The sequence below is a fragment of the Rahnella sp. RcJ3 genome, assembly GCF_009498575.1.
Classification (GTDB): domain Bacteria; phylum Pseudomonadota; class Gammaproteobacteria; order Enterobacterales; family Enterobacteriaceae; genus Rahnella; species Rahnella aceris.
The window spans coordinates 59,969-82,174 of sequence record NZ_QSNX01000018.1 but is presented as its reverse complement, the minus strand read 5'-3'; the positions used below and the strand labels follow the sequence as shown (position 1 = coordinate 82,174).

The window sequence follows — 22,206 nt, the reverse complement described above, 5'->3', positions numbered from 1 at the left end:
AGTAAAAGTCACATGAATTAAAACTCAAACTGATAGAGCAAATCCAATGCCTGATCGATGCCCGATACAGCCTGCAGGTAAAGCTTGGGCATCAACCGGTAGCGCAGAGTGAGCGTTGCCAGCGAGTCGAATATCCCGACGCCATATTTCACCTGTAAACCCGGTAAAACATAACCACTGACCACGACCTGGGAGCTGTCTCCCACGCCCTGAGTATCCAGCGCCAGATTGCTGACACCGAATGCCTCGCCGATTTTACCCACAAGTTTACCACTTTGTGCAACCCCTAACCCGATAAGAGCGGAAGTCATTGCGCCACTGTCACCGCCGGAGTTGTCTAATCCTTGCCCGCGAAGCAGGTAGGACAAGGCTTCCTGCTGTGACATCGCCGGATCTGAGAATATCTCAAGTTTAGGCGCATCGGCCTCACCGGTAACTCTCAAACCAGCAACCACATCGTTTTCTGTCGCGTCCGGGTTACGGATCGCTTCCAGATTCAGTAGCGGCTGGTCCGCCGGGCCGGAGAACAGCAACTGGCCTTTACGTACAATCAGATCCTGCCCGTAGGCATGGAAGCGCCCGGACGGAATATTAATTTGCCCGTTCAGCCCCAGGCCGCGGCTGTCCTGTGCCACTTTCAGCGCACCTTCCAGCCGGGCTTTCAGACCGAAGGCATCGAGACGAACATCTTTACCAATGTTCACCATCAGATTGCTGTTGATCGGAATAGAAGCAGAAGCCGGTGCGATAGGCTGACGCTGGTCGTTGAGCATTACTTCATCCGACGACACGCCCACGGCACTTTCCGGCAATTCCTGCACCGTAATGCGCGCCCACGGAATATCAACGGTTCCGTTAAGCGAGAACAACTGCGGCGTGGCATCAAACACTAAATCCGGTGAAACGTCCAGACGTACCATCGGTGGCACGGAAACCCGCACTTTGTTGCCTCTCGCCGCGATGCGGGCGCGCCAGGCATTAATTTCACTCCAGTCGGCGTTACCGTTCAGCTCAAGCTGACCCTGCGCGGTTTTGATCACCCCTTCCATGATGGATGACATACCGTTGAAATTAATGCCGATATTGGCATCGGTGATATCAAACGGCATAAATTGCGCGTCGAAATCAACACCGGTCAGCGCAAGCCTGCCAAACACCAGCGGTTTCTGTGCGTTACCGCCGAGGCGCAGATTGGCATTCAAAATACCCGAGGCTTTTTCGCCGTCCATCAGCGCGGGTTGCAGCAAGGCCATCGAGATACGGGCAATATTCACATTACCGCTGAGGTTACGTTTTCCCTGCGGATCGGCAATCTGGATGCTGCCGTCAAGCTGACCGTTGTGGGTGATTTTAATCAGCCAGTCGAGACTGGCACGACCGTTGTTCAGCCCGGCGTTCAGATTCAGCGTATCAAACGCCACCGGCAGCGGGCTGCCCTGCACCAGTTGCTGAACTTTCACGCCTTTACCCACCAGTGAAACACTGGCCTGCGGCAGTCCGCCTTCCGCTTTCCAGCTCACATCGGCTTTCCCACTGAACACGCCGCTCAGCTGTGTGTCATCGGTCAGGAAAGGTTTGATCATCGCCAGGTCAAAGCGGTTGAGCACCACGCTCGCCTGCCCGCTGGCACCGGCATCAATCGTTTTCGGTACACACAAATCAGCGTCCGGGTTTTGCCAGCAATGCGGGCCAACGGTGATCCGTTGCTCTTTATTAAAGTAATCCAGTACAATCGAACGGTTCAGTCGCCATTGCCCGACTGGCGTATCAAACAAGGTATTGGTGATGTCGCCTTTCCATTCCTCGGTGGCGCGGTCAAAACTGCCGCTCAGCGCCAGACGGCCGGAAACCGGTTTGCCATCGACTTTCAACGTCAGTTCATGCTTTTTCTCGTTACCTTTGGCCTCGAGATTAATGTCAGTGATATCCAGCGCATCCTGTTTAAGCTGCTGAACGCGTACACTAAAATTGCCCTGGATCTGATCGGTAGAGCTGACGTCGCCTTTAATATCCACGCGGCGCACCGTCAGCGCCTGCCATTTAAGGCCCGTCGCTGTTATATCCGCCAGCAGCTTCGGTGCCTTGAGATCACCGCGCAGTTGCAGCATTCCTTTCACTACACCGCCCAGACCCGGCAATGCACCGTCAAGATGTGGGGCATCGACTTTAGCGTCGAGATTCCAGGTATCAGCGAGCGTCCCCTTCACATCCAGATTATTGCGCCCCAGTTCAAGATGCAGTTGCGGGATATCCCACTGCCCATAACTGTTGCCGCGCACATTACCCTGCGCTTTGACCGCGTTTTGCTTCACGTTACCGGTCAGATCCAGCACCGGCACCTGAATCTGCCATGTGCCGCCATACAGGCTGCCGCGCGTGGTGATCTTGCCCTGCAATTTCGCCGGCCAGTCAGGATACTGTTTAGCGGTATTAATGCCGGTCAGCTTCAGTTCACTGTTCCAGCTGATGGCTTTACTCCAGTCCACCACGCCGGTCAGGTCGGTATTGCCTTCCAGCGCGGCAAGGCGCAGCAGGCTCAGTTTGAACTGCTCCACGTTGCCTTTACCGTCAAGGGTCAGCGTCGCAGGCGGTATCTGCTCGCCTTTGAAATCTGAACGCAGTGACAGCGCGTAATCGGTCGCTTTACCACTCACGTTAAATTTGAAGCCTTTCACCTGATACTGCGGCGTGCCGGTCAGCGGCCATTGCAGCGCATCGCTGGTAAGTTGCAGATCCAACGGCAAACCGGCTTCCGCCAGCTGAGTTTGCAAGGCCAGCTGAGCACGCACCGGGCCGGAAAGATTGAGGCCAACATCCAGCTTATCGCGCAGCCCGCCCGCGACTTTCAGTTTGATCTTCTCCCCTTTCAGCGGATCGATATTCACGGCGGTATTGAGGGTCATATCGACCGGCCAGTTCTGGTTGAGCGTCGCCTGCCCCATACCATCCACGGAACCCTGTGGCGAGCGCACCATCAGTTTATCCAGTTTTACAATCTGATTTTGCGTACTGGCTTTCAGCTCGAAACGGGTGATCAGCACATCGGTATCGCCGGTGAGACGCAGGTTTTCGGCGAGAATTTGCTGAATATCCAGATCAACCGGCAGACGGAAATCCGGTAACTCAGGCAGCAGCGGTTTAGCAAACAACTCCTGCAATGTTTCACCCAGCGGTTTCTCCGGCACGACCACCGGCGGTTGTGCCGGTTTGCCCGTCGCTTTTTCGACGGCTTTGTCCTGCGCGGCCTGCACCACGTCCGGTAACGGGCTGACCGGCGTTTTCGGCAGCGCAATCAGTAATCCGCCGATACGCGTTGGCATCAGCTGAATTGCGCGGCCTTCCCAGTGCGCCCCTGTGCGGAATGACGCCAGCGAAATAGCCCGGTCATCCAGCGTAATATTGATGTTATCCAGCGTCAGCAAACGCAGCGTGATCGGATACGGCGTGCTGAGATTGGTTAGCGGCTCGCTGTTTTCCGGCTCAGGTTGCGCGGCGGCTGGCGTCATTTCTTTGGTATTGACCACCACATTCACGTCTTTCACCCGCAACGCATTGACGCAAAGCGCGCTGTTTTTCAGGCAGGAGAAATCGAGGGAAAGGTGAAACTCCCCGGCTTTAACGTCCACACCCGGCATTTCGTAATGCACGCCTTTCAGTGTCAGGTCGCGCCATCCACCTTCGGTACTGGCTATGTTCAGGCCCGGTACGAACCGGTTGGCACCGTTGATCATCAGGTGCAAACCGGTTTGTGTGCCGACCAGAAAGGCCACCAGGCTGATTAACAGCACCAGGAAAATCAGGAATCCCAGGCAGATTTTTTTAAATAAACTCATAATTCCGGACCCAAACCGATGTAAAACTGCAATCCATGCTCATCTTTGTCGCCAACCGGAGCGGCAACATCTAATTTCACCGGGCCGATCGGTGAAGCCCAGCGCACACCCACACCCGCGCCGGTTTTAAAATCGTTTTGTGTAATGTCATTAACCGCTTCACCGGAATCGACAAACACGGCGCCCCACCATTTTCCGGTCACGTTGTACTGGTATTCCACAGAACCGGTGCCCAGATAGGACGCACCGGTCAGCTTGCCTTCGTCATCACGTGGAGAAATGGATTTGTATTTGTAACCACGGATACTGCGGTCACCACCGGCGAAGAAGCGCAAGGATGGCGGCACACGTTCGAAGTCATTGGTTTCAATCCACCCCAGATTGCCGCGGAACACAAAACGGTGCTTGTCAGCCAGGGTGCGGATCCAGACGTTTTGCGCCTGAATCACGGCGAAATCGACGTCAGAACCCCAGCTAGTATCGGACACATCAAGAGAGTAGCGCTGAGAATCGCCCCAGGTTGGCATCAGACCGCCGCGCTGACGCGTACGGTTGAGGCTCACACCCGGATAAATCAGCATGGTGGTGTTGGTCACGCTACCCTGCGTAAAGTGATCAAGGCTCCAGCGCAGATTGACCGCATGCTGCCAGCCGCTCGAGAGATCCCAATAACGCGCCAGATTGACGGTGGTGGAATCTGAATTGGTATCGTTCAGGTCTTCACGTTTGAAACCGCCCTGCACCAGGTAATATTGCTCCAGCGGGGATTTCAGCAGCGGAATTTTATAACTGAGATCTAAAGACTGCTCCGGGCCGGAGAGCGTGGTTGAGGTTTCAAAACTCTGGCCACGATCGTTAACCCATGGTTTCTTCCAGTTGGCCGTCACCCGCGGGCCAATGTCCGTGGAATAACCGATACCGGTTTCGATGGTATTCTCGGTGCGCGGCGACACCACGGCATTCAGCGGCAGGGTTTTCGTGGCTTTGGCATCCGTGAAATCCGGGGACACGACAACAGAGTTAAACCAGCCGGTAGCAGACAGGCGGCGGTTAAGCTCAGCCAGTTGCGCCGTGGTGTAGTAATCACCCTGATGAAATGGCACCAGATTTTGCAGATATTCATCACGGATCTGCGATCCCTGATAATGCACATCACCGAAGCGGTAACGCTCGCCGCTGTCGAACTGAATGTCCCAGAACGCTTTGTGCTCGTCTTCGATGACGCCCAGTTGGCTTTTACGCATCGTGGCGTCAAAATAACCTTTGCGCAGGGCAATGCCGGTCAGTGAGCTTTTGAAATTATCGTACGTCCCGTGGTTTAAAATCGTCCCTACCGCAGGCACATCACGCTGTTTGAGCTGTTCGAATTCATTATCTTTGTCTGCCTGCCCTTCAATCACGACACTCGTGCCAGCGATTTTCACCGGTAACCCTGGTGTCACTTTGGCAATCAACACCGGACGCCCCGGCGGCGGTGTTTCGCGGTAATCAAAATCGATGGTCGGCGAATAATACCCCAGCGGCCGTAAACCCTGTTCAATAGCGGCACTGACGCGGGCACGGAACCGTCCGTTAGCCCCGACTTCATCGCTTTGAATGGCTGATAAACGGACGCGGACGTTCCTTTCTAAATCGCCATCCAGGCCTTCCAGTTGCAAACGCACCTTCGCTGCCATGGAAAGTGAGGGGGCCAGCAGTACAAATAACAAACCCAGTTCACGATATCGTGGCACACGCACTCCTGCTAAATTTTACTGTCCTGTTAAAATATCAGATGCCCGCCGGAGATTATCTGCCCATCTTTGGCAGATTCATCTTTTTAAAGTCTGATGAAAGCATTTTAGTGCTAATCCCCTGAAAATGTTCAACGACGAAGCAACGTCCTTCGTATTGTGTGCAAAGACGCAATCAGATACAACTAACACTGACCTGTTGGTCGTTGTTATTCGTACAAACCTTTTGTGACAAACCTCGTTCACTAAAGCAACAACTGGAGTTTTCTGTGGTGCAACTTTCCGATAAAACGCAGTCTGTCACGCAGGCAGAAGCGTTACCTGGCCGTACAACCCCGATGCCGGTGGCAACCCTTCATGCAGTAAGTGGCCACTCAATGACGCATGTTCCTGACAACATGGAAGTCGCGATTTTTGCGATGGGCTGCTTCTGGGGCGTAGAGCGTTTGTTCTGGCAACAGGAAGGGGTTTACAGTACGGCAGCCGGTTATAGCGGCGGTTTCACTCCCAACCCGACCTACCGAGAAGTGTGTACCGGCCAGACCGGTCATGCGGAAGTCGTGCGCGTAGTCTTTGACCCGGCGATTATCAGCTACACAAAACTGTTGCAGATTTTCTGGGAAAATCACGACCCGGCGCAGGGTATGCGTCAGGGCGGCGATATTGGCACGCAATATCGCTCCGCGCTGTATGTGCTGAGCGCAGAACAACAGGATCAGGCGCTGGCAAGTCTGGCGAGTTTCCAGCAGGCGATGGACGAAGCGAACGATAAGCGCACTATTACCACGGAAATCACCGAAGCCCTGCCGTTCTATTATGCGGAAGATGAACATCAGCAATATCTGTTCAAAAACCCGGAAGGTTACTGCGGATTAGGCGGCATAGGCGTCTGTCTGCCGCCGCAATAATGCGGGATTTTTAAGCGCTGGCGGCAGTCTCAGTGCTGCTGCTATACTATGCGGGTCACAAAAGTGGCCCTTGAAAACTATTTCTGGCAATTATCTTTGTTTTTCATCCTTAACGCTTTTTTCTTCTGAACAGCTTTTTAATGTTTTTTTAAAAAGGGTGTTCTTTAAGCAACAAAAATAATGAGTGCCTTTCTCTGCCGGTTAATTCCGGTGTTAAACGGATAGATTATGTTAAACAGTATTTTACTGATTCTCTTATTAATCGCGATCAGTGCCTTTTTCTCGCTGTCAGAGATATCGCTGGCCGCTTCCCGCAAAATAAAACTCAAACAGTTGGCAGACGAAGGAAACGTCAATGCCTCCCGTGTCATGAAGTTACAGGAAACCCCTGGCCTGTTCTTTACCGTGGTGCAGATTGGCCTCAATGCCGTCGCCATCCTCGGTGGTATCGTGGGTGATGCCGCATTTTCCCCGGCTTTCCGGACCTTTTTTATCCGCTTTATGTCGCCTGAAATGGCGGATCAAATCAGCTTTATCTTTTCGTTCGTGCTGGTCACCAGCCTGTTCATTCTGTTTGCTGACCTGACACCGAAGCGCATCGGTATGATTTCACCTGAGTCGGTTGCCGTCCGTATAGTCAACCCGATGCGTTTCTGTCTGATGATTTGCCGCCCGATGGTGTGGTTCTTCAACGGTATGGCGAACATGATTTTCCGTCTGTTCAAGCTGCCCATGGTGCGTAACGACGACATCACTTCCGACGATATTTATGCCGTCTTTGAAGCCGGTGCGCTGGCGGGCGTACTGCGTAAGCAGGAACATGAACTGATTGAAAATGTGTTCGAGCTGGAATCCCGTACCGTTCCGTCGTCAATGACCTCGCGTGAAAGCGTGATTTATTTTGACCTGCGTGAAAGCGAAGAAAGTATTAAAGAGAAAATCGCCACACACCCGCATTCCAAATTCCTGGTGTGTGACGGTCATATTGATCAGGTCGTCGGTTATGTTGATTCGAAAGATTTACTGAACCGTGTGCTGGGTAATCAGAGCTTAATGTTGAGCAGCGGTGTGCAAATCCGCAATGCGCTGATTGTGCCGGATACGCTGACGCTTTCCGAAGCACTGGAAAGCTTCAAAGCGGCAGGCGAAGACTTTGCCGTGATCCTCAACGAATATGCGCTGGTGGTGGGTATTATCACGCTTAACGACGTGATGACCACGCTGATGGGGGATCTGGTGGGTCAGGGTATGGAAGAACAGATTGTGGCCCGTGATGAGCATTCATGGCTGGTTGAAGGCGGTACGCCAATCGAAGACGTGATGCGCGTGCTGCATATCGAAGAATTCCCGCAATCCGGTAACTATGAAACCATCGGCGGCTTCATGATGTTCATGCTGCGCAAGATCCCTAAGCGTACGGATTTTGTGAAATTCTCCGGCTTCAAATTTGAAGTGGTCGATATCGACAGCTATAAGATTGATCAGTTGCTGGTGACGCGTATTGTCGACCAGCCTGCTGCACCGCTGCTGCCAAAAACGCCGCAGGAAATTAAAGACGACAAGAAAGCGCAGGGGTAAGGCGCTTTTTCAAGCGTGGAAAATTCAAACGCCAGAAACACTAACGGCTCCTTCAGGGAGCCGTTTCTTTTTGCGCACACTGCTATAAAGCAGTGACAACACGCAGGGCACACTTAGCCCATTTCTGCCTGCAAATGCGTAACCTGACGGTTAACTTCAGACATCACGCTAAAGTGGCGCTTATCGCGTACCTTAGGCAACAGGATCTTGCCTTGGTCGAATTCAAAAGCGCCGACGTCCTTGATATACAAACGTCCACGAAACAGTGTCTTAACGTACTTTGCGACTTTCATCGGATTGTAACGCTGGAATATTCTCATTTTTCTATTGTTCTCCGTTAAATCACTGCAGGTACCGGCCACGTCGCAAGGCGACAGATACCGGGACAGAAAAGTGTTTTGCAGTGAAGAGACCTATAACATAGCAGGGCACTCAGGTATTGCCAGTGGATTTAACTGCTTTTACATTGATTTTCAGTATTGTCTTAAACCCTGACATTCAAACACAGTATAACCCTGCTTTATGTGGCAATTTTGTAATCAGCAACACAAATTTAACATACCAACAGGACAGACCACTTAGGGCGTCCTATGATTGGCGTGACTGTTCTTTTGCGCCCCGGAGAATCTATGCTTTTAAGAAGTCTTTTTGTGATCACTTTTATGACATTTTCGCTTTTTGCATCTGCCCACAACTTTACCGTCGGCCAGCGTCTGGCACCGGTCGGGGTGGATGATAAAGGCGAACTGAATGACGTTAAGGATGCATTCAGTTACAGCAAATGGAACAGCGCAAAACTTCCTGGAAAAGTGCGTATTGTGCAGCACATGGCGGGAAGAAGCAGCGCCAAGGCCCTGAACGAACCGCTAATTACCGCGATCAGGGCCGCGAATTTGCCGCATGACCGTTATCAGACCACGACTATCGTCAATACCGACGACGCTATTATCGGTACCGGCATGTTTGTGCGTAAAAGCATAGAAAGCGGCAAACGTGAATTCCCGTGGTCGCAGGTAATTGTCGACAGCAACGGTGCGGTGAAAAAGGCATGGGACCTGCAACCGGAAAGTTCAGCGGTGGTGGTTCTGGATAAACACGGGGTAATTAAATTCGCCAAAGACGGGCAGTTGTCACCGCAGGAAGTCCAGCAGGTGATTACGCTGGTGGATCAGCTGGTAAAAGAATAAAACGTAAAAACCCCGGCGTAAACCGGGGTGTCATATCAGAATAAAGACACTCTGAAGCCCGGATTCAGGAACGATTCGCGTGGCACGTAGTTCAGCGTCTGCCCTTTCCAGTCATGTACCTGCGCACCGGCAGCCAGCGCGACAGCATGACCGGCGCCGGTATCCCAGATATTGGTCGGTCCGAAGCGCGGATAAAGTTGTGCCGCACCTTCAGCCACCAGACAGAATTTCAGCGACGAGCCGATCGCTACCGTCTGATGTTCGCCCAGTTGCGCCAGGTAATCCTGCAATTCAGGGTCATTACTGAAGTGTGAACGACTGACGACCACCAGCGGCGGATGCGCTTCTTTCACTGCAATCTGCTGACGTTCGCCCTGCTCTTCTTTCCAGGCTTTGCCTTCTGCGGCGCTGTACATCACCTTGGTCACCGGCACGTACACCACGCCTAACACCGGGATACCGTCTTCGATCAGTGCGATATTAACGGTGAATTCACCGTTACGTTTCAGGAATTCTTTGGTACCGTCCAGCGGATCAACCAGCCAGTAGCGCGTCCAGTTCTGACGCTCGCTCCAGCTTTGCGGGTCTTCTTCCGACAGCATCGGCGTTTGCGGATCCAGCGTTTGCAGGCCGGCTTTAATCACGTTGTGCGCTGCAATATCTGCTGCGGTGACCGGCGAATCGTCTTTTTTATGGCGCGCATCAAGCGGTTGTTCACCGTCATACACCGCCATGATCGCGTCACCCGCATCGCGCGCTAACTGACAAATTTGCTCTAACATCGTTTACCTCAGTGCTTTGATTCTCATTTCTCAAGCCTAGTTTTTTTTGCCGCGAATAGCCATCCCGTAATGTGAACACGTCATAAAGCTGTTACATCTCACATTTATCCATGACAACTGATTACATTCTCAGCAAATTTTGAGATACATATCCGGTTTTCTCTTACGGGCATCATCCCTTTCTCTGGAGGCAAGGCAATGAATAAACGTCATCTGACGTTATCCCTGCTGGCGGTACTGACGGCAGCATCCGTTCAGGCGTCACAGGTGGATCTGCGCATTATGGAAACCACGGACCTGCACAGCAACATGATGGACTTCGATTACTACAAAGATAAACCGACCGATAAATTTGGACTGGTGCGCACCGCGAGCCTGATCCATGCGGCACGGAACGAAGTCACCAACTCAGTATTAGTCGATAACGGCGACATCATACAGGGCAGCCCGCTGGGCGATTACATGGCGGCGAAAGGCCTGAAACAGGGCGACGTCCATCCTGTTTATCTGGCGATGAATACACTCGATTATGCGGTCGGTAATCTCGGTAATCACGAATTTAACTACGGTCTGGATTATCTGAAAAAAGCGCTGGCCGGGGCGAAGTTTCCTTACGTAAATGCCAACGTCATTGATGATAAAACCGGTAAGCCGCTGTTCACACCATTCCTGATCACCGATAACGCGGTAAAAGACCGGGAAGGTAAAACCCATAATCTCCGCATCGGCTATATCGGTTTCGTGCCGCCGCAAATCATGGTCTGGGACAAAGCTAATCTGCAAGGCAAAGTCACTGTGGCGGATATCACCGAAACCGCTAAAAAGTGGATCCCCGAAATGCGTAAGCAAGGTGCCGACATCATTGTCGCCATCCCGCACTCTGGTCTTTCCGGCGACCCATACAAAACCATGGCAGAAAACTCGGTGTATTACCTGAGCCAGGTGAAAGGCATCGACGCCATTATGTTCGGCCATGCGCACGCGGTTTTCCCGAGTGAGGAATTCGCCAGCATCAAAGGCGCGGACATCAGACAAGGCACGCTGAATGGTGTTCCTGCCGTGATGCCCGGCATGTGGGGCGACCATCTTGGTGTCGTGGATATGGTGCTGAACAACGACAGTGGCAGCTGGAAAGTCGAAACGGCTAAAGCTGAAGCGCGCCCGATTTACGATAAAGAGCAGAAGAAATCTCTGGCGGCGGAAGATCAGAGTCTGGTGAAAGTGCTCGCCCCTTCTCATGACGCAACACGTAAATTTGTCAGTAAGCCAATCGGCAAATCCACCGACAACATGTACAGCTATCTGGCACTGGTTCAGGACGACCCGACGGTACAAATCGTCAATAATGCGCAGAAAGCCTATACCGAACATTTCATTCAGGGCGACCCGGATTTAGCCGATCTGCCGGTACTTTCTGCTGCTGCACCCTTTAAAGTCGGCGGACGTAAAAACGATCCGGCCAGTTTCGTGGAAGTGGAAAAAGGCGAGCTGACTTTCCGCAATGCGGCAGATTTGTATCTGTATCCGAATACACTGGTGGTGATGAAAGTCACCGGACAGGAAGTCAAAGACTGGCTGGAATGTTCTGCCGGACAGTTTAATCAAATCGATATTCACAGCACCAAACCACAACCGCTGATCAACTGGGATGGCTTCCGTACTTATAATTTTGACGTTATCGACGGCGTGAAATATGAAGTTGATGTCAGCCAGCCGGCAAAATTCGATGGTGAATGCGCACTGATTAATAAAGATGCAGAACGCATTAAAAACCTGACCTACAACGGTAAGCCGATAGACCTGAAAGCCACCTTCCTGGTCGCCACGAATAATTACCGGGCTTACGGCGGAAAATTCGCAGGCACCGGCGATAAACACATTGCTTTCGCGTCACCGGATGAAAACCGTTCCGTGGTTGCGGCGTACATCAGTGCCGAAACCAAAAAAGCAGGCGCGGTCACGCCAACGGCGGACAACAACTGGAAGTTGGCGAAAATTGCAGCACCGCAACCGCTGGATATCCGTTTCGAAACGTCTCCTGGCGACAAAGCGGCGGCCTTTATTCAGTCTCACGCGCAATACCCGATGATGGCCAAAGGCACCGATGCCATAGGTTTTGAGATTTATCAGGTCGATTTGCAAAAATAATGCCCTGTCAAACGCCCCGCCCGGGGCGTTTTTTCTTTCTGTACTTCCTTTGAGCTATAGCCGCGCCTTAAACATGTATTTATAATGCATGTTATAAATTCCTTCATTTAACGAGGCTTCATCATGGACTATCGCGACCAACCCCTTGGCGCTCTGGCTGTTGCCATTCCGCGCGCTACCCGTCTGTTCCGTCAGTACGATCTCGATTTCTGCTGTGGCGGTAAACAAACCCTGCTGCGCGCCGTCACCAAAAAAGAGCTGGATATTGATCTCATCGAACAGCAGATTGCTGAAATTGCCCGGCTGCCGGATACCTCCACTGACTGGAAAACCGCACCGCTGGCGCAAATTATCGATTTTATTATTCCTCGCTACCATGACCGCCACCGTCAGGAGCTGCCTGAACTGGTTCTGATGGCAGAGAAAGTGGAACGGGTACACGGTGACAAATTGCCTTGTCCCCACGGTCTGGCGGTTCAGCTGCAACTGATTCTGGAAGAACTGACCAGCCATATGATGAAAGAAGAACAGATCCTGTTCCCGATGATCCGCGGCGGAATGGGCCGTCAGGCTGCCGGTCCGATTTCAGTCATGGAACGTGAGCACGATGATGCGGGGCAGATTCTTGAAGAGATTAAACGTCTGACCAATAACGTGACGCCGCCGGAAGGGGCGTGTGTGACCTGGCGGGCGCTGTACGCCGGGATCAACGAATTCATCACCGACCTGATGGAGCATATCCATCTGGAAAACAACCTGTTGTTCCCGCGCGCGCTGCGTGGCGAATAATTCAGGTTTCAGAGGTAAAAAAGGGCGCATATGCGCCCTTTCTTGTTTCTGCTATCCGGAAGGAATTACAGAATTTCCAACAGCTCAACTTCGAAGATCAGCGCGCTGTATGGAGGGATGGAAGCCCCCGCGCCACGTTCGCCGTAAGCCAGGTTATGCGGGATATACAGCTCCCACTTAGAACCGACAGGCATCAGGGTCAGTGCTTCGATCCAACCTGCGATCACGCCATTGACCGGGAATTCAGCCGGCTCGCCACGCTGTACGGAGCTGTCAAACACGGTACCGTCGATCAGTTTACCGGTGTAATGAACACGTACGCGATCCTGACGGCCCGGAATGGTGCCTTCGCCCTGGGTGATGACAGAGAATTGCAGACCAGACTCGGTGCTGCTCACGCCTTCGCGCTGTGCATTTGCAGCCAGGAATTCCTGACCCTGAACAGCCAGAGCTTCCTGGCGTTCACGACGAACAGCATCAGCACGTTCGTGGACTTCACGCAGTGCGCGGTGAACCACATCAACAGGAACGGCTGGCGTATTCCCTTCCAGCGCGTCGCGTAAGCCTGCCAGCAGTGCGTCAGGCTCTAAACCCTGCAAACCTGATTCCTGCAACTGTTGACCGACCTGCAGGCCGATACCGTAACTTGCCTGCGCTTCTACGCTGTCAAATGAAGGGGTAGTCATGAAATTTCCTTAGCTCTTAAAAATGTCGAACGCGCAGCATAGCAGCGCAAGGCTTTTGGGTAAAATTCTCTGTGAGGCAACATGACGGCAGGCGCAGTTCCTTTCCCTTTTCGGTAAATTTTTCGCATTTGACGCCATTCACGACATCGTTCGGGTGATATTTGTGCTTTGTCCCTTTCCGCATCAAGCAGTTAAACGGCTATACTAGGCAGCAACAGGCAGTCGATATTACGACAGTTAACAAGAGAGGTCGTCATGGGCAGAATCCCGCCCAGGAGAAGGAAAGCCATCCGTATTTATCAACCCATGTTGAGATCCTGGATTGCCATTATGAAAAGGCCGATGCGAGACACCACAGCACCGCAGAGTGAAAGCGAGAGTGAAATCACTTCTGCAGAAACGGAAACCGGTACTTCCGCCGCCGCCCGGGGCAAAACGCTGCTGAGCAAAATCTGGCACATGAGCGACGATTTCCACTGGTTGTCGCCCCTGCCGTATGCGCACCGCCGCGGCATTATTCTGGCGGTGCTGGTCATCCTGCTGGCATTACTGTGGCCCTATACGCCAGAAAACACCTATGCGCCGTCGCAACCGCAACAACCGGCAAGTATCCCGATGCAGGCCGATTTGCGTAACGATCAGGGCCGCACGACGCAAATGGCGCAGCCTGAGCCTGTTCAGCCGCAGAGTAATGACAACAGCGGCACGTGGCGCAGTTATCAGGTGCAGTCGGGTCAGACGCTGGCGCAGTTGTTCCGCGATAATAATATGGCAGTAAATGACGTATTTTCGATGGCACGGGTAGAAGGGGCGGACAAACCACTGAGTACCCTGAAAACCGGGCAGGAAGTGAAGATACAGCGTGATGCGCAGGGGATGGTCATGGCCCTGCAAGTGACAACGGATCAAAATGTTACCGTGACGTTTACCCGTCAGCCGGACGGCAGTTTCCAGCGCGGTAACTGATCGGCTTCTTATCTTTGCATTGTTCATCATGCAGAAAAGCAAAACGCCGGCACATGGCCGGCGTTTCACAGGTTAACTTCAGCGCTATTACGCTTCAGCAACCACAACTACGTTCAGTTTAGCGAATACGTCGCTGTGTACCTGGAACTCAACTTCGTGTTCACCAGTGGTACGCAGAACGCCATTCGGCAAACGAACTTCGCTTTTAGCAACTTCAACGCCAGCAGCAGTTACTGCATCAGCAATATCGCGAGTACCGATAGAGCCGAACAGTTTGCCTTCGTCGCCTGATTTAGACGCGATGGTTACTGAACCCAGTTCGTTGATTTTAGTTGCGCGAGCTTCAGCAGCGTTCAGAACGTCAGCCAGTTTGGCTTCCAGTTCTGCACGACGTGCTTCGAAGAACTCAACGTTTTTCTTGGTAGCAGGAACAGCTTTGCCCTGTGGTACCAGGAAGTTACGAGCGTAGCCCGCTTTAACGTTAACTTGATCACCCAGGCTGCCCAGGTTTGCTACTTTATCAAGCAGAATAACTTGCATTACTTTATCCTCTCAAAGTCGTTAATAGACAGTGGCCGATTACTGATGACGATCAGTGTATGGCAACAATGAAAGGTAGCGAGCGCGCTTGATGCAACGAGCGAGCTGACGCTGGTATTTTGCACGAGTACCGGTAATACGGCTCGGGACAATTTTACCGCTTTCGGTAATGTAGTTTTTCAGTGTAGCGATGTCTTTGTAATCAATCTCTACAACGCCTTCCGCGGTGAAACGGCAGAACTTGCGACGACGGAAATAACGTGCCATTAGGCTAGTCTCCAGAATCTATCAAATCAATCTGCTCGGCATGTAACACCACTTTATTCAGACCATTGCGCCCTTGATGGCAGCTAATGAATCCGGTCACAGTGAGTTGCGTGCCGACCGTTATACTGTGAGTTAATGCTTGTGACGCTTGTCCACTGACAACCACGGGCATTCTGCACCATGCTTGTCGGTTAAATCCGGCTTCCTGCTGCGACGATTTGTGCTCTAGCACAAACTGGCAGTGTGGAATGCCCGAAGGACTGACTTTACGAATGGGGGTCTTGCACACAGTGCCCGACAACACCAGACGATTCGCCGTCACGGCAATTACTCTTCAGAATCCCCAGCTTCAGCATCATCGTTAGCTTCAGCAAAGTCTTCGCGGCGATCACGACGCTCGTCTTTTGCTTTAACCATTGGAGATGCTTCAGTTACCGCGTGTTTAGTACGCATAACCATGCTACGGATAACGGCGTCGTTGAAGCGGAAGTTAGTTTCCAGCTCATCGATCGCTTCCTGCGGAGCTTCAACGTTCAGCAGAACGTAGTGGGCTTTGTGCAGTTTGTTGATCGGGTAAGCCAGTTGACGGCGGCCCCAGTCTTCCAGACGGTGAATCTGACCAGCTGCGTTAGTGATTACTGCACTGTAACGCTCGATCATGCCCGGAACCTGTTCGCTTTGGTCAGGGTGAACCATAAAAACGATTTCGTAATGACGCATCGAATTGCTCCTTACGGATTATTCAGCCTCCTGTCAGGGTCAACCGCGGCCCATGGAAGCAAGGAACGTGTTTGTGTGCGGTCGAAAAAATGACGCGCAATTATATGTACAGCCTGTGGGAAACTCAAGGAGAAAGGCAGATTAATTTCTCTACAGCTTTGCAGTGAAGAATGCCGTGACTTCTGCCAGCGCATGAACCGAGACTTTATGCTTCGCGCCAGCTTCAGAAATAAAGGTCAGATTATCATCTGCACCGCTTTCAGCCAGTTCCTGCCGCAAGCGCTGGCTTTCAGCAAAAGGCACCACATCATCTTCTTCACCGTGCCAGACAAACAACGGAATATCTGCGATTAACGCCGCTTTCCCGGTGAAATCCAGACCCAGCAAAGGCGCGATTTCGCGTTCAAATACGTCACGCTGCACAATGCCACCGGCGTTGTAAGCTGGAAAAAGGTGGTGAGATAAACGCGCGAAATAACCAGAGCCCATCAGGTTAGCCGCCGCTTTAATCCATGGGAATTTGATCAGCGCCGCCATGGTGGTCATGCCCCCCATCGAAACGCCAGCGACGCCTAAACGCTGCGGATCCGCCAGACCGCGTCCGACAAACTCGTCTTTCAGACACGCCAGTTCATCAATGTTGTTCTGCAAAATGCTCCAGAAATTCGCCAGACATCGCGCTTCGTCGTTTTCTGCGCGCGCACCGTGCATTAATGCATCAGGCAATATCACGCGAAAACCCGCCTTTGCCAGCGTGTAGCCGAAATATGAGTAAATCTCTTTGGAAGACAGAAAACCATGATAGAAAAAAATCGTCGGAAGTTGTTGCTGATACTGTCCGGCTGGCACGGCATGAATGATCTGGATCCCTTCAATATTTTCTTCGTACATCTCAACCATCGTGCTTTCCCCTGTGCATTTAGAAAAAATGTCGGCCTCTGTGATTTTTGACATTCTACGGGTCTGCAAAACGGCGACCACAACCTTTTTCGTATGATTTATAACCCGTTATTCAAAATCCGCATTTTTCAGTTGGCTGACCTTAATTCAAATTCACGCATTTATATTTATTTCATTGATTCAGATCAATTTTACATGAAATAAATAGTTACATTTGATCGTTAATCCTTTCCCGTTCTCCGCCGTTAGTGCGCTATCAGAAGCTAACGGGAAAAACCCATGAAAACGGCATCAAAACGCTCATTTCGACGGTGGAGCATTGGCGCAAAACTGGCCAGCATCGCCTCCCTGCTGGTCGGTTCCTTATTTATTATTTTCACTTTGTCACTGACTCACTCCGCCGGAAAGCAGGTCAATGAACTGGCCGTTAACGCCATTTCCGAGCAGGTGACCGGGGTGGTAGACATGATCGAAATGTACAATGCCAGCCTGAATGCGGAAGTGGACAGCTATACGCGTCTGTTCAGCCATTTTCTGCCATCGGATTTCGAACTTGATACTACCAGCCCGATGATGGTGGGCGATCAGTCAGCACCTGTCATAAAAGCAGGCGGTACGCCACTGAATCTGGATAGCAAAATCCCCGATGATTTTCTGGCGCGCACCGGCGCAATTTCCACAGTGTTTGCACGCCGCGGCGATGACTTTATCCGCGTAACCACGTCCCTGAAAAAACAGGACGGCACCCGCGCCATCGGCACCTTGCTCGACAGTAGCAGCCCGGCTTACGCACAGATTATGGCAGGGCAACCTTTCAGCGGGCTGGCAACGCTGTTCGGCAAAAAATACATCACCAAATATCAGCCGGTGCGCGATACGCAGGGCAGCGTGATTGGGATTTTATTTGTGGGTGTGGATATCACCCAGGAATATGCTGATATGCGCCAGAAGATCCTGTCCAAACGCATTGGCGAGAAAGGCTATTTCTTTGTGCTGAACAGCGCACCCGGTAAAGATCTCGGTAAATATCTGGTGCACTTCACTGATGAAGGAAAAACGCCAGCGTGGCCTGAAGGCGAACTGCAGCAGGTCATGTCACAGCCAAAAGGCCAGCGTGAATACACTGACGCAACCAGCCAGCATCAGCAATTCATGGTATATGCGAATGTGCCGGCCTGGCATTGGGTGGTGGTCGGCAGTACCGATAAAAACAGCCTGGTGGAACAGGTCAACAGCACGCGTAATCACTTCCTGATGGTGAGCCTGCTGGCGCTGGCATGTTTCGCTGCACTGTTTATCTGGCTGACGCGCAAGCTGGTCAGCCGCCCGCTGAGCGACGTCGTGAGTATTGCGCAACAATATGCCAGCGGTGACCTGCGCGCGCGGGCTGAAACCCAGCGTGTTGATGAAATTGGTGCCCTGATGCATGCGATCGACGGCATCGGCCACGGGCTGGAAAAAATTGTCGGTGAAGTCCGGCAGGTTTCCTCTGAAATTATGATGAATACGCAAGGACTTGCGCACGACAGCGAGCAGATTAATCATCAGATCGGCACGCAAGCCAGCAGTCTGGAAGAAACCTCAGCCAGCATGGAGCAGATCACCGCTACCGTACAGAACACGGCGGACAATGCCACACAGGCCACTCAACTGGTGCAACAGACCGACAAAGCGGCCACTGTCGGTGCTGATGCAGTAAATCAGTCGGTTGAGAGCATGGAGGCCATTAAGCACGCCTCAACGCGTATCGCGGATATCACGACCGTCATCGAGGGCATCGCCTTCCAGACCAATATTCTGGCCCTTAACGCCGCCGTAGAAGCCGCCAGAGCCGGTGAGCACGGGCGCGGATTCGCGGTTGTCGCTGCAGAAGTCCGGGCGCTGGCACAGCGCAGTTCAAATGCGGTGAAGGAGATTGAAAATCTGGTCGCGGATTCCCTGAGCAAAGTCGAGGACGGCCACCAGAGCGCAGCCAAAACGCAGGTAAACATGAACGATATTTTGCAGGGTATTCGCCAGGTCAAAGTGCTGATGAGCGATATCGATCTGGCCTCGCACGAGCAGTCGTCCGGTATTTCACAGGTAAACATTGCCATTATGCAGATTGGTAAAGCGACGCAGGAGAACGCCACGCTGGTGGAGAATTCACAGCAAACTGCGGCGGCGCTCAGCGAACAAGGCCGCCATCTCTCACAACTGGTCAGCGTCTTTAAAATTTCCGAACGGTAAGACGTGAATTGCGCGGCAATATACACCGCGCGGACTCGCCAGCACACCGGTGAAAGGGCTACACTTCAGGGTATCGCCCTTTTACCGGATATCACGATGAAATCCCTCCGAATCTCCGCTGCGCTGTTGTTACTGGTTGCGCTAAGCGGTTGCAGTAATCTGATGCAAACCACGCCGGTTCCGCCGCCTGCCGTGACAACCAAAGCGCAGGAAATTACCCGTGCGCAGACTTCCACTCTCACCAAAATTGGCAGCATCACGGTCGATGTGATTGGCAGCCCGATGGATGCCGAAGCAGAAGTGCAGCGCCGCGCCGATGCGGCGGGTGCGCATTACTATGTGATCATGTTTAACAGCGAAACTATTATTCCCGGCCGCTGGTATTCACAGGCCACACTCTACCGCTGATTATTCAGCGCCGATCGCCCGGTTAAGCAACAACTGGCACAAACGTTCCGGCAACAGCGTTTCTCCACGCGGATCAAGCACCAGGCGGCACCAGGCGTCTGCTAGCGGTGGCGACGCAAACTCCAGCATTTGCGTCGCGGTCAGCAGGTTAAATAGCTGACCGGTAAGCCAGCGCCCCTGAGCTTCTTCCGGCCTGCGCAACCGTTGTAAAAACTGGCGCGACGCCCGGTCAAAGACGCGGTTTTGTCCGCGCGCCTGATGCAAAATCTGCTGAACCATTTCCGCGCTGGCAGGCAGTTTTTTCAGCGTGCGCAGCACATCAAGACACATAACGTTTCCCGATCCTTCCCAGATACTGTTGACCGGCATTTCACGGTACAAACGCGGCAACTCGCTGTCTTCGCAATAGCCAATCCCTCCCAGCACTTCCATCGCCTCTGCCACAAACGGCATTCCCTGGCGGCACACTTCGAACTTTGCAGCGGGCGTCATCAGGCGGCATAACAATTTTTCCGCCGGATTATCCTGCGCATCCGACGCCGCAGCCAGACGCATCAGCAACATCGTCTGCCCTTCCAGCAACAGTGCCATCCGGCTCAGCGTCTGGCGCATCAGCGGTTGTTCGATAAGAGGTTTACCAAAAACCTGCCGCTGGAAGGCGTGGTAAAGCGCTACCGACAACGCCCGGCGCATCATAGCGTGGCTGCCCAGCGCGCAGTCAAAGCGCGTATGACCGCCCATTTTCAGGATATGGCGGACGCCCTCGCCTTCTTCGCCCAGCAGCCAGCCGGTGGCATTCTGAAACTCCACTTCGCTGCTGGCGTTCGAACGGTTACCCAGTTTGTCTTTCAGGCGTTCGATGCGGATCGCATTACGCGTTCCGTCTGGCAATACGCGCGGCAGAAAGAAGCAGGACAGTCCGCCATCAGTCTGCGCCAGCACCAGATGCGCATCGCTTTGCGGCACGGAGAAGAACCATTTGTGGCCCACCAGATGATAAGGTTTTCCGCTGCCGCGTCCTTCCAGCGCCGTCGCCCGCGTGGTGTTGCTGAGCACGTCAGAGCCGCCCTGTTTTTCCGTCATGCCCATGCCGATCAGCACGCCTTTCTTCTGATCGCCAGATTGCAGATGCGGATCATAACGGTCAGATAACAGCGGTTTCATCCAGCCACTGAACTCCGGCGGCAGATATTTTTGCAGCAACGGGATCGCGCCAAATGTCATCGTCACCGGGCATAACGTCCCCGCTTCAACCTGACCGTGAAGAATAAAACGCGCCGCACGCGCCACCACCGAACCGATACGCGCATCTTCCTGCCAGGGTAAATTGTGCACGCGGTTGGCGATCAACCCTTGCATCAGCAGATGCCACGCAGGATGGAAACGCACGTCATCAAGACGTTCACCGGTGGTGTCATAACGCAAAAGATCGGGCGGATTGGTATTCGCCAGCCTTCCCAGCTCCAGCGATTCTGCAGAGCCTAACTGCTGCCCGAGGGACGCCAGGACATCGGCATCCCAGCCCGCCTGCTGGCGGGAAACCGCTTCGCGCAACGGGGTGTCGGAAAGGAATAAATTGCTGTTACTCAGTGGTTTGGGTTGATTGAAAACCCGGTGTGTTTCCCAGTCCATCGCCTGCTCCCTGTTAAAAGGATATGGCGTAAGTATGGTAAAAAACGGGGAATTAACAGGCGGACAGATCACAAAGGCAGAAATGCAAACGGGAGCCCTGAGGCTCCCGTTTAATCAGCGGATCAATAAACGACAATCAGCTTTTCTTCAGGCCGCGCTGACGTACCGCTTCGAACAGGCAAACACCGGTGGCTACGGAAACATTCAGGGAAGAGACGCTCCCCGCCATCGGGATGCTGATCAGTTCGTCGCAATGTTCGCGGGTCAGACGGCGCATACCTTCGCCTTCTGCGCCCATCACCAGCGCCATCGGGCCGGTCATTTTACTCTGGAACAGGTCATGATCCGCTTCACCGGCCGTGCCGACGATCCAGACATTATGTTCCTGCAATACGCGCAACGTACGCGCCAGATTGGTCACGTTGATCAACGGCACGTTTTCAGCGGCGCCGCTGGCAACTTTTTTGGCGGTGGCGTTCAGTTTCGCGGAACGGTCGCGCGGAACAATCACCGCGTGAACACCCGCCGCATCCGCGGTACGCAGACAGGCACCCAGGTTATGTGGATCCGTTACGCCATCCAGCACCAGCAGGAACGGACAATCGAGGCTTTCCAGCAACGCAGGCAGGTCATTTTCCTGATACTGGCGGCCTTCGCGCACACGCGCAATAATCCCCTGATGCACAGCACCTTCGGATTTCTCATCCAGCCACTGCCGGCTCGCCACCTGGATCACGATACCGCTGGCTTCCAGCTCGTCGATTAGCGGTTTCAGGCGTTTATCGTCACGGCCTTTCAGGATAAAGACTTCCAGAAAGCGTTGCGGATCGTTGTCGAGTAAGGCTTTAACGGAGTGAATACCGTAGATAATTTCGCTCATGATGCTCTTTAAAATAGACT

Annotated in this window: 20 protein-coding genes; 8 read left to right on the top strand and 12 right to left on the bottom strand. The window is 52.9% G+C overall.

Annotated elements, in window-relative coordinates; genetic code table 11:
• Positions 1–17 precede the first annotated feature (17 nt).
• Both DXU84_RS20270 and DXU84_RS20265 read right to left on the bottom strand, forming a co-directional pair.
• Positions 18–3,833, bottom strand: coding sequence for a translocation/assembly module TamB domain-containing protein (locus tag DXU84_RS20270; RefSeq protein ID WP_153376582.1), 3,816 nt, complete (start codon positions 3,831–3,833; stop codon positions 18–20).
• On the bottom strand, positions 3,830–5,509 hold the full coding sequence (locus tag DXU84_RS20265) for an autotransporter assembly complex family protein (RefSeq protein ID WP_153376593.1): 1,680 nt from the start codon (positions 5,507–5,509) through the stop codon (positions 3,830–3,832). Before DXU84_RS20265 ends, DXU84_RS20270 begins: the two co-directional genes overlap by 4 nt.
• A 329-nt stretch (positions 5,510–5,838) precedes the next feature.
• Here DXU84_RS20265 and msrA point away from each other — a divergent pair, with 329 nt between their 5' ends.
• Positions 5,839–6,474: a peptide-methionine (S)-S-oxide reductase MsrA gene (gene msrA, locus DXU84_RS20260; protein WP_014411565.1), complete on the top strand. Its 636-nt coding sequence runs from the start codon at positions 5,839–5,841 to the stop codon at positions 6,472–6,474.
• A 228-nt stretch (positions 6,475–6,702) separates the two neighbouring features.
• Positions 6,703–8,052 carry a hemolysin family protein gene (locus DXU84_RS20255; RefSeq protein ID WP_013573786.1) on the top strand — a complete coding sequence of 450 codons (1,350 nt, stop codon included), beginning with the start codon at positions 6,703–6,705 and terminating at the stop codon, positions 8,050–8,052.
• A 113-nt stretch (positions 8,053–8,165) separates the two neighbouring features.
• Here the strand turns inward: DXU84_RS20255 and DXU84_RS20250 are convergent, their stop codons facing one another.
• Entirely contained in the window at positions 8,166–8,372 is a 207-nt protein-coding gene (locus DXU84_RS20250) for a DUF1107 domain-containing protein (RefSeq protein WP_013573785.1), read from the bottom strand.
• A gap of 309 nt (positions 8,373–8,681) precedes the next feature.
• Here DXU84_RS20250 and DXU84_RS20245 point away from each other — a divergent pair, with 309 nt between their 5' ends.
• On the top strand, positions 8,682–9,239 hold the full coding sequence (locus tag DXU84_RS20245; RefSeq protein ID WP_121020152.1) for a YtfJ family protein: 558 nt from the start codon (positions 8,682–8,684) through the stop codon (positions 9,237–9,239).
• 35 nt (positions 9,240–9,274) lie between these two features.
• On the opposite strand, the gene cysQ is transcribed toward DXU84_RS20245, so the two are convergent.
• The gene (gene cysQ, locus DXU84_RS20240; protein ID WP_013573783.1) at positions 9,275–10,021 is read right to left on the bottom strand and encodes a 3'(2'),5'-bisphosphate nucleotidase CysQ; all 747 of its coding nucleotides are present in this window, start codon (positions 10,019–10,021) and stop codon (positions 9,275–9,277) included.
• Positions 10,022–10,219: 198 nt separating this feature from the next.
• Between cysQ and DXU84_RS20235 the strand changes: the two genes are divergently transcribed.
• Positions 10,220–12,169: a bifunctional 2',3'-cyclic-nucleotide 2'-phosphodiesterase/3'-nucleotidase gene (locus DXU84_RS20235; protein WP_153376581.1), complete on the top strand. Its 1,950-nt coding sequence runs from the start codon at positions 10,220–10,222 to the stop codon at positions 12,167–12,169.
• 123 nt (positions 12,170–12,292) lie between these two features.
• Positions 12,293–12,958 (top strand): iron-sulfur cluster repair protein YtfE, encoded by a 666-nt coding sequence (ytfE, locus tag DXU84_RS20230; RefSeq protein ID WP_013573781.1) that lies wholly within the window; start codon positions 12,293–12,295, stop codon positions 12,956–12,958.
• A 65-nt stretch (positions 12,959–13,023) separates the two neighbouring features.
• Here ytfE and fklB read toward each other — a convergent pair whose 3' ends face one another.
• Positions 13,024–13,644, bottom strand: coding sequence for an FKBP-type peptidyl-prolyl cis-trans isomerase (gene fklB / locus DXU84_RS20225; RefSeq protein WP_037034256.1), 621 nt, complete (start codon positions 13,642–13,644; stop codon positions 13,024–13,026).
• A gap of 255 nt (positions 13,645–13,899) precedes the next feature.
• On the opposite strand from fklB, the gene DXU84_RS20220 reads away from it, so the two are divergent.
• A complete protein-coding gene (locus DXU84_RS20220) occupies positions 13,900–14,610 on the top strand; it encodes a LysM-like peptidoglycan-binding domain-containing protein (protein WP_013573779.1) in 711 nt (236 codons plus the stop codon).
• 87 nt (positions 14,611–14,697) lie between these two features.
• Here the strand turns inward: DXU84_RS20220 and rplI are convergent, their stop codons facing one another.
• The 5 genes from rplI to yjfP all read right to left on the bottom strand — a co-directional run bounded on the left by rplI (position 14,698) and on the right by yjfP (position 17,037).
• On the bottom strand, positions 14,698–15,150 hold the full coding sequence (gene rplI / locus DXU84_RS20215; protein WP_013573778.1) for a 50S ribosomal protein L9: 453 nt from the start codon (positions 15,148–15,150) through the stop codon (positions 14,698–14,700).
• Positions 15,151–15,189: 39 nt separating this feature from the next.
• Positions 15,190–15,417 (bottom strand): 30S ribosomal protein S18, encoded by a 228-nt coding sequence (rpsR, locus tag DXU84_RS20210; RefSeq protein WP_002210155.1) that lies wholly within the window; start codon positions 15,415–15,417, stop codon positions 15,190–15,192.
• Positions 15,418–15,421: 4 nt separating this feature from the next.
• Positions 15,422–15,739 (bottom strand): primosomal replication protein N, encoded by a 318-nt coding sequence (gene priB / locus DXU84_RS20205; protein ID WP_013573777.1) that lies wholly within the window; start codon positions 15,737–15,739, stop codon positions 15,422–15,424.
• Positions 15,740–15,744: 5 nt separating this feature from the next.
• Complete coding sequence (gene rpsF / locus DXU84_RS20200; protein WP_013573776.1) at positions 15,745–16,137, bottom strand: 30S ribosomal protein S6; 393 nt, start codon at positions 16,135–16,137, stop codon at positions 15,745–15,747.
• 150 nt (positions 16,138–16,287) lie between these two features.
• Entirely contained in the window at positions 16,288–17,037 is a 750-nt protein-coding gene (yjfP, locus tag DXU84_RS20195; RefSeq protein WP_153376580.1) for an esterase, read from the bottom strand.
• Positions 17,038–17,316: 279 nt separating this feature from the next.
• Here yjfP and DXU84_RS20190 point away from each other — a divergent pair, with 279 nt between their 5' ends.
• A complete protein-coding gene (locus DXU84_RS20190; protein ID WP_153376579.1) occupies positions 17,317–19,266 on the top strand; it encodes a methyl-accepting chemotaxis protein in 1,950 nt (649 codons plus the stop codon).
• Between the two features lie 96 nt (positions 19,267–19,362).
• The gene (bsmA, locus tag DXU84_RS20185; protein ID WP_112152036.1) at positions 19,363–19,674 is read left to right on the top strand and encodes a biofilm peroxide resistance protein BsmA; all 312 of its coding nucleotides are present in this window, start codon (positions 19,363–19,365) and stop codon (positions 19,672–19,674) included.
• Here bsmA and DXU84_RS20180 read toward each other — a convergent pair whose 3' ends face one another.
• Both DXU84_RS20180 and rlmB read right to left on the bottom strand, forming a co-directional pair.
• On the bottom strand, positions 19,675–21,306 hold the full coding sequence (locus tag DXU84_RS20180; protein ID WP_013573772.1) for an isovaleryl-CoA dehydrogenase: 1,632 nt from the start codon (positions 21,304–21,306) through the stop codon (positions 19,675–19,677).
• 136 nt (positions 21,307–21,442) lie between these two features.
• Positions 21,443–22,186, bottom strand: a complete 744-nt coding sequence (gene rlmB / locus DXU84_RS20175) for a 23S rRNA (guanosine(2251)-2'-O)-methyltransferase RlmB (protein ID WP_014411562.1) — start codon at positions 22,184–22,186, stop codon at positions 21,443–21,445.
• Between the last annotated feature and the right edge of the window lie 20 nt (positions 22,187–22,206).

Excerpts from the sequence above, each read along its gene's own strand:
- DXU84_RS20265 (WP_153376593.1), bottom strand. The coding sequence starts at position 5,509 with ATGGCAGCGAAGGTGCGTTTGCAACTGGAAGGCCTGGATGGCGATTTA.
- cysQ (WP_013573783.1), bottom strand. The coding sequence starts at position 10,021 with ATGTTAGAGCAAATTTGTCAGTTAGCGCGCGATGCGGGTGACGCGATC.
- rpsF (WP_013573776.1), bottom strand. The coding sequence starts at position 16,137 with ATGCGTCATTACGAAATCGTTTTTATGGTTCACCCTGACCAAAGCGAA.
- DXU84_RS20220 (WP_013573779.1), top strand. The coding sequence starts at position 13,900 with ATGGGCAGAATCCCGCCCAGGAGAAGGAAAGCCATCCGTATTTATCAA.
- rpsR (WP_002210155.1), bottom strand. The coding sequence starts at position 15,417 with ATGGCACGTTATTTCCGTCGTCGCAAGTTCTGCCGTTTCACCGCGGAA.
- rlmB (WP_014411562.1), bottom strand. The coding sequence starts at position 22,186 with ATGAGCGAAATTATCTACGGTATTCACTCCGTTAAAGCCTTACTCGAC.
- ytfE (WP_013573781.1), top strand. The coding sequence starts at position 12,293 with ATGGACTATCGCGACCAACCCCTTGGCGCTCTGGCTGTTGCCATTCCG.
- fklB (WP_037034256.1), bottom strand. The coding sequence starts at position 13,644 with ATGACTACCCCTTCATTTGACAGCGTAGAAGCGCAGGCAAGTTACGGT.
- rplI (WP_013573778.1), bottom strand. The coding sequence starts at position 15,150 with ATGCAAGTTATTCTGCTTGATAAAGTAGCAAACCTGGGCAGCCTGGGT.
- DXU84_RS20190 (WP_153376579.1), top strand. The coding sequence starts at position 17,317 with ATGAAAACGGCATCAAAACGCTCATTTCGACGGTGGAGCATTGGCGCA.
- DXU84_RS20180 (WP_013573772.1), bottom strand. The coding sequence starts at position 21,306 with ATGGACTGGGAAACACACCGGGTTTTCAATCAACCCAAACCACTGAGT.
- bsmA (WP_112152036.1), top strand. The coding sequence starts at position 19,363 with ATGAAATCCCTCCGAATCTCCGCTGCGCTGTTGTTACTGGTTGCGCTA.
- DXU84_RS20255 (WP_013573786.1), top strand. The coding sequence starts at position 6,703 with ATGTTAAACAGTATTTTACTGATTCTCTTATTAATCGCGATCAGTGCC.
- DXU84_RS20235 (WP_153376581.1), top strand. The coding sequence starts at position 10,220 with ATGAATAAACGTCATCTGACGTTATCCCTGCTGGCGGTACTGACGGCA.
- yjfP (WP_153376580.1), bottom strand. The coding sequence starts at position 17,037 with ATGGTTGAGATGTACGAAGAAAATATTGAAGGGATCCAGATCATTCAT.
- DXU84_RS20250 (WP_013573785.1), bottom strand. The coding sequence starts at position 8,372 with ATGAGAATATTCCAGCGTTACAATCCGATGAAAGTCGCAAAGTACGTT.
- DXU84_RS20270 (WP_153376582.1), bottom strand. The coding sequence starts at position 3,833 with ATGAGTTTATTTAAAAAAATCTGCCTGGGATTCCTGATTTTCCTGGTG.
- DXU84_RS20245 (WP_121020152.1), top strand. The coding sequence starts at position 8,682 with ATGCTTTTAAGAAGTCTTTTTGTGATCACTTTTATGACATTTTCGCTT.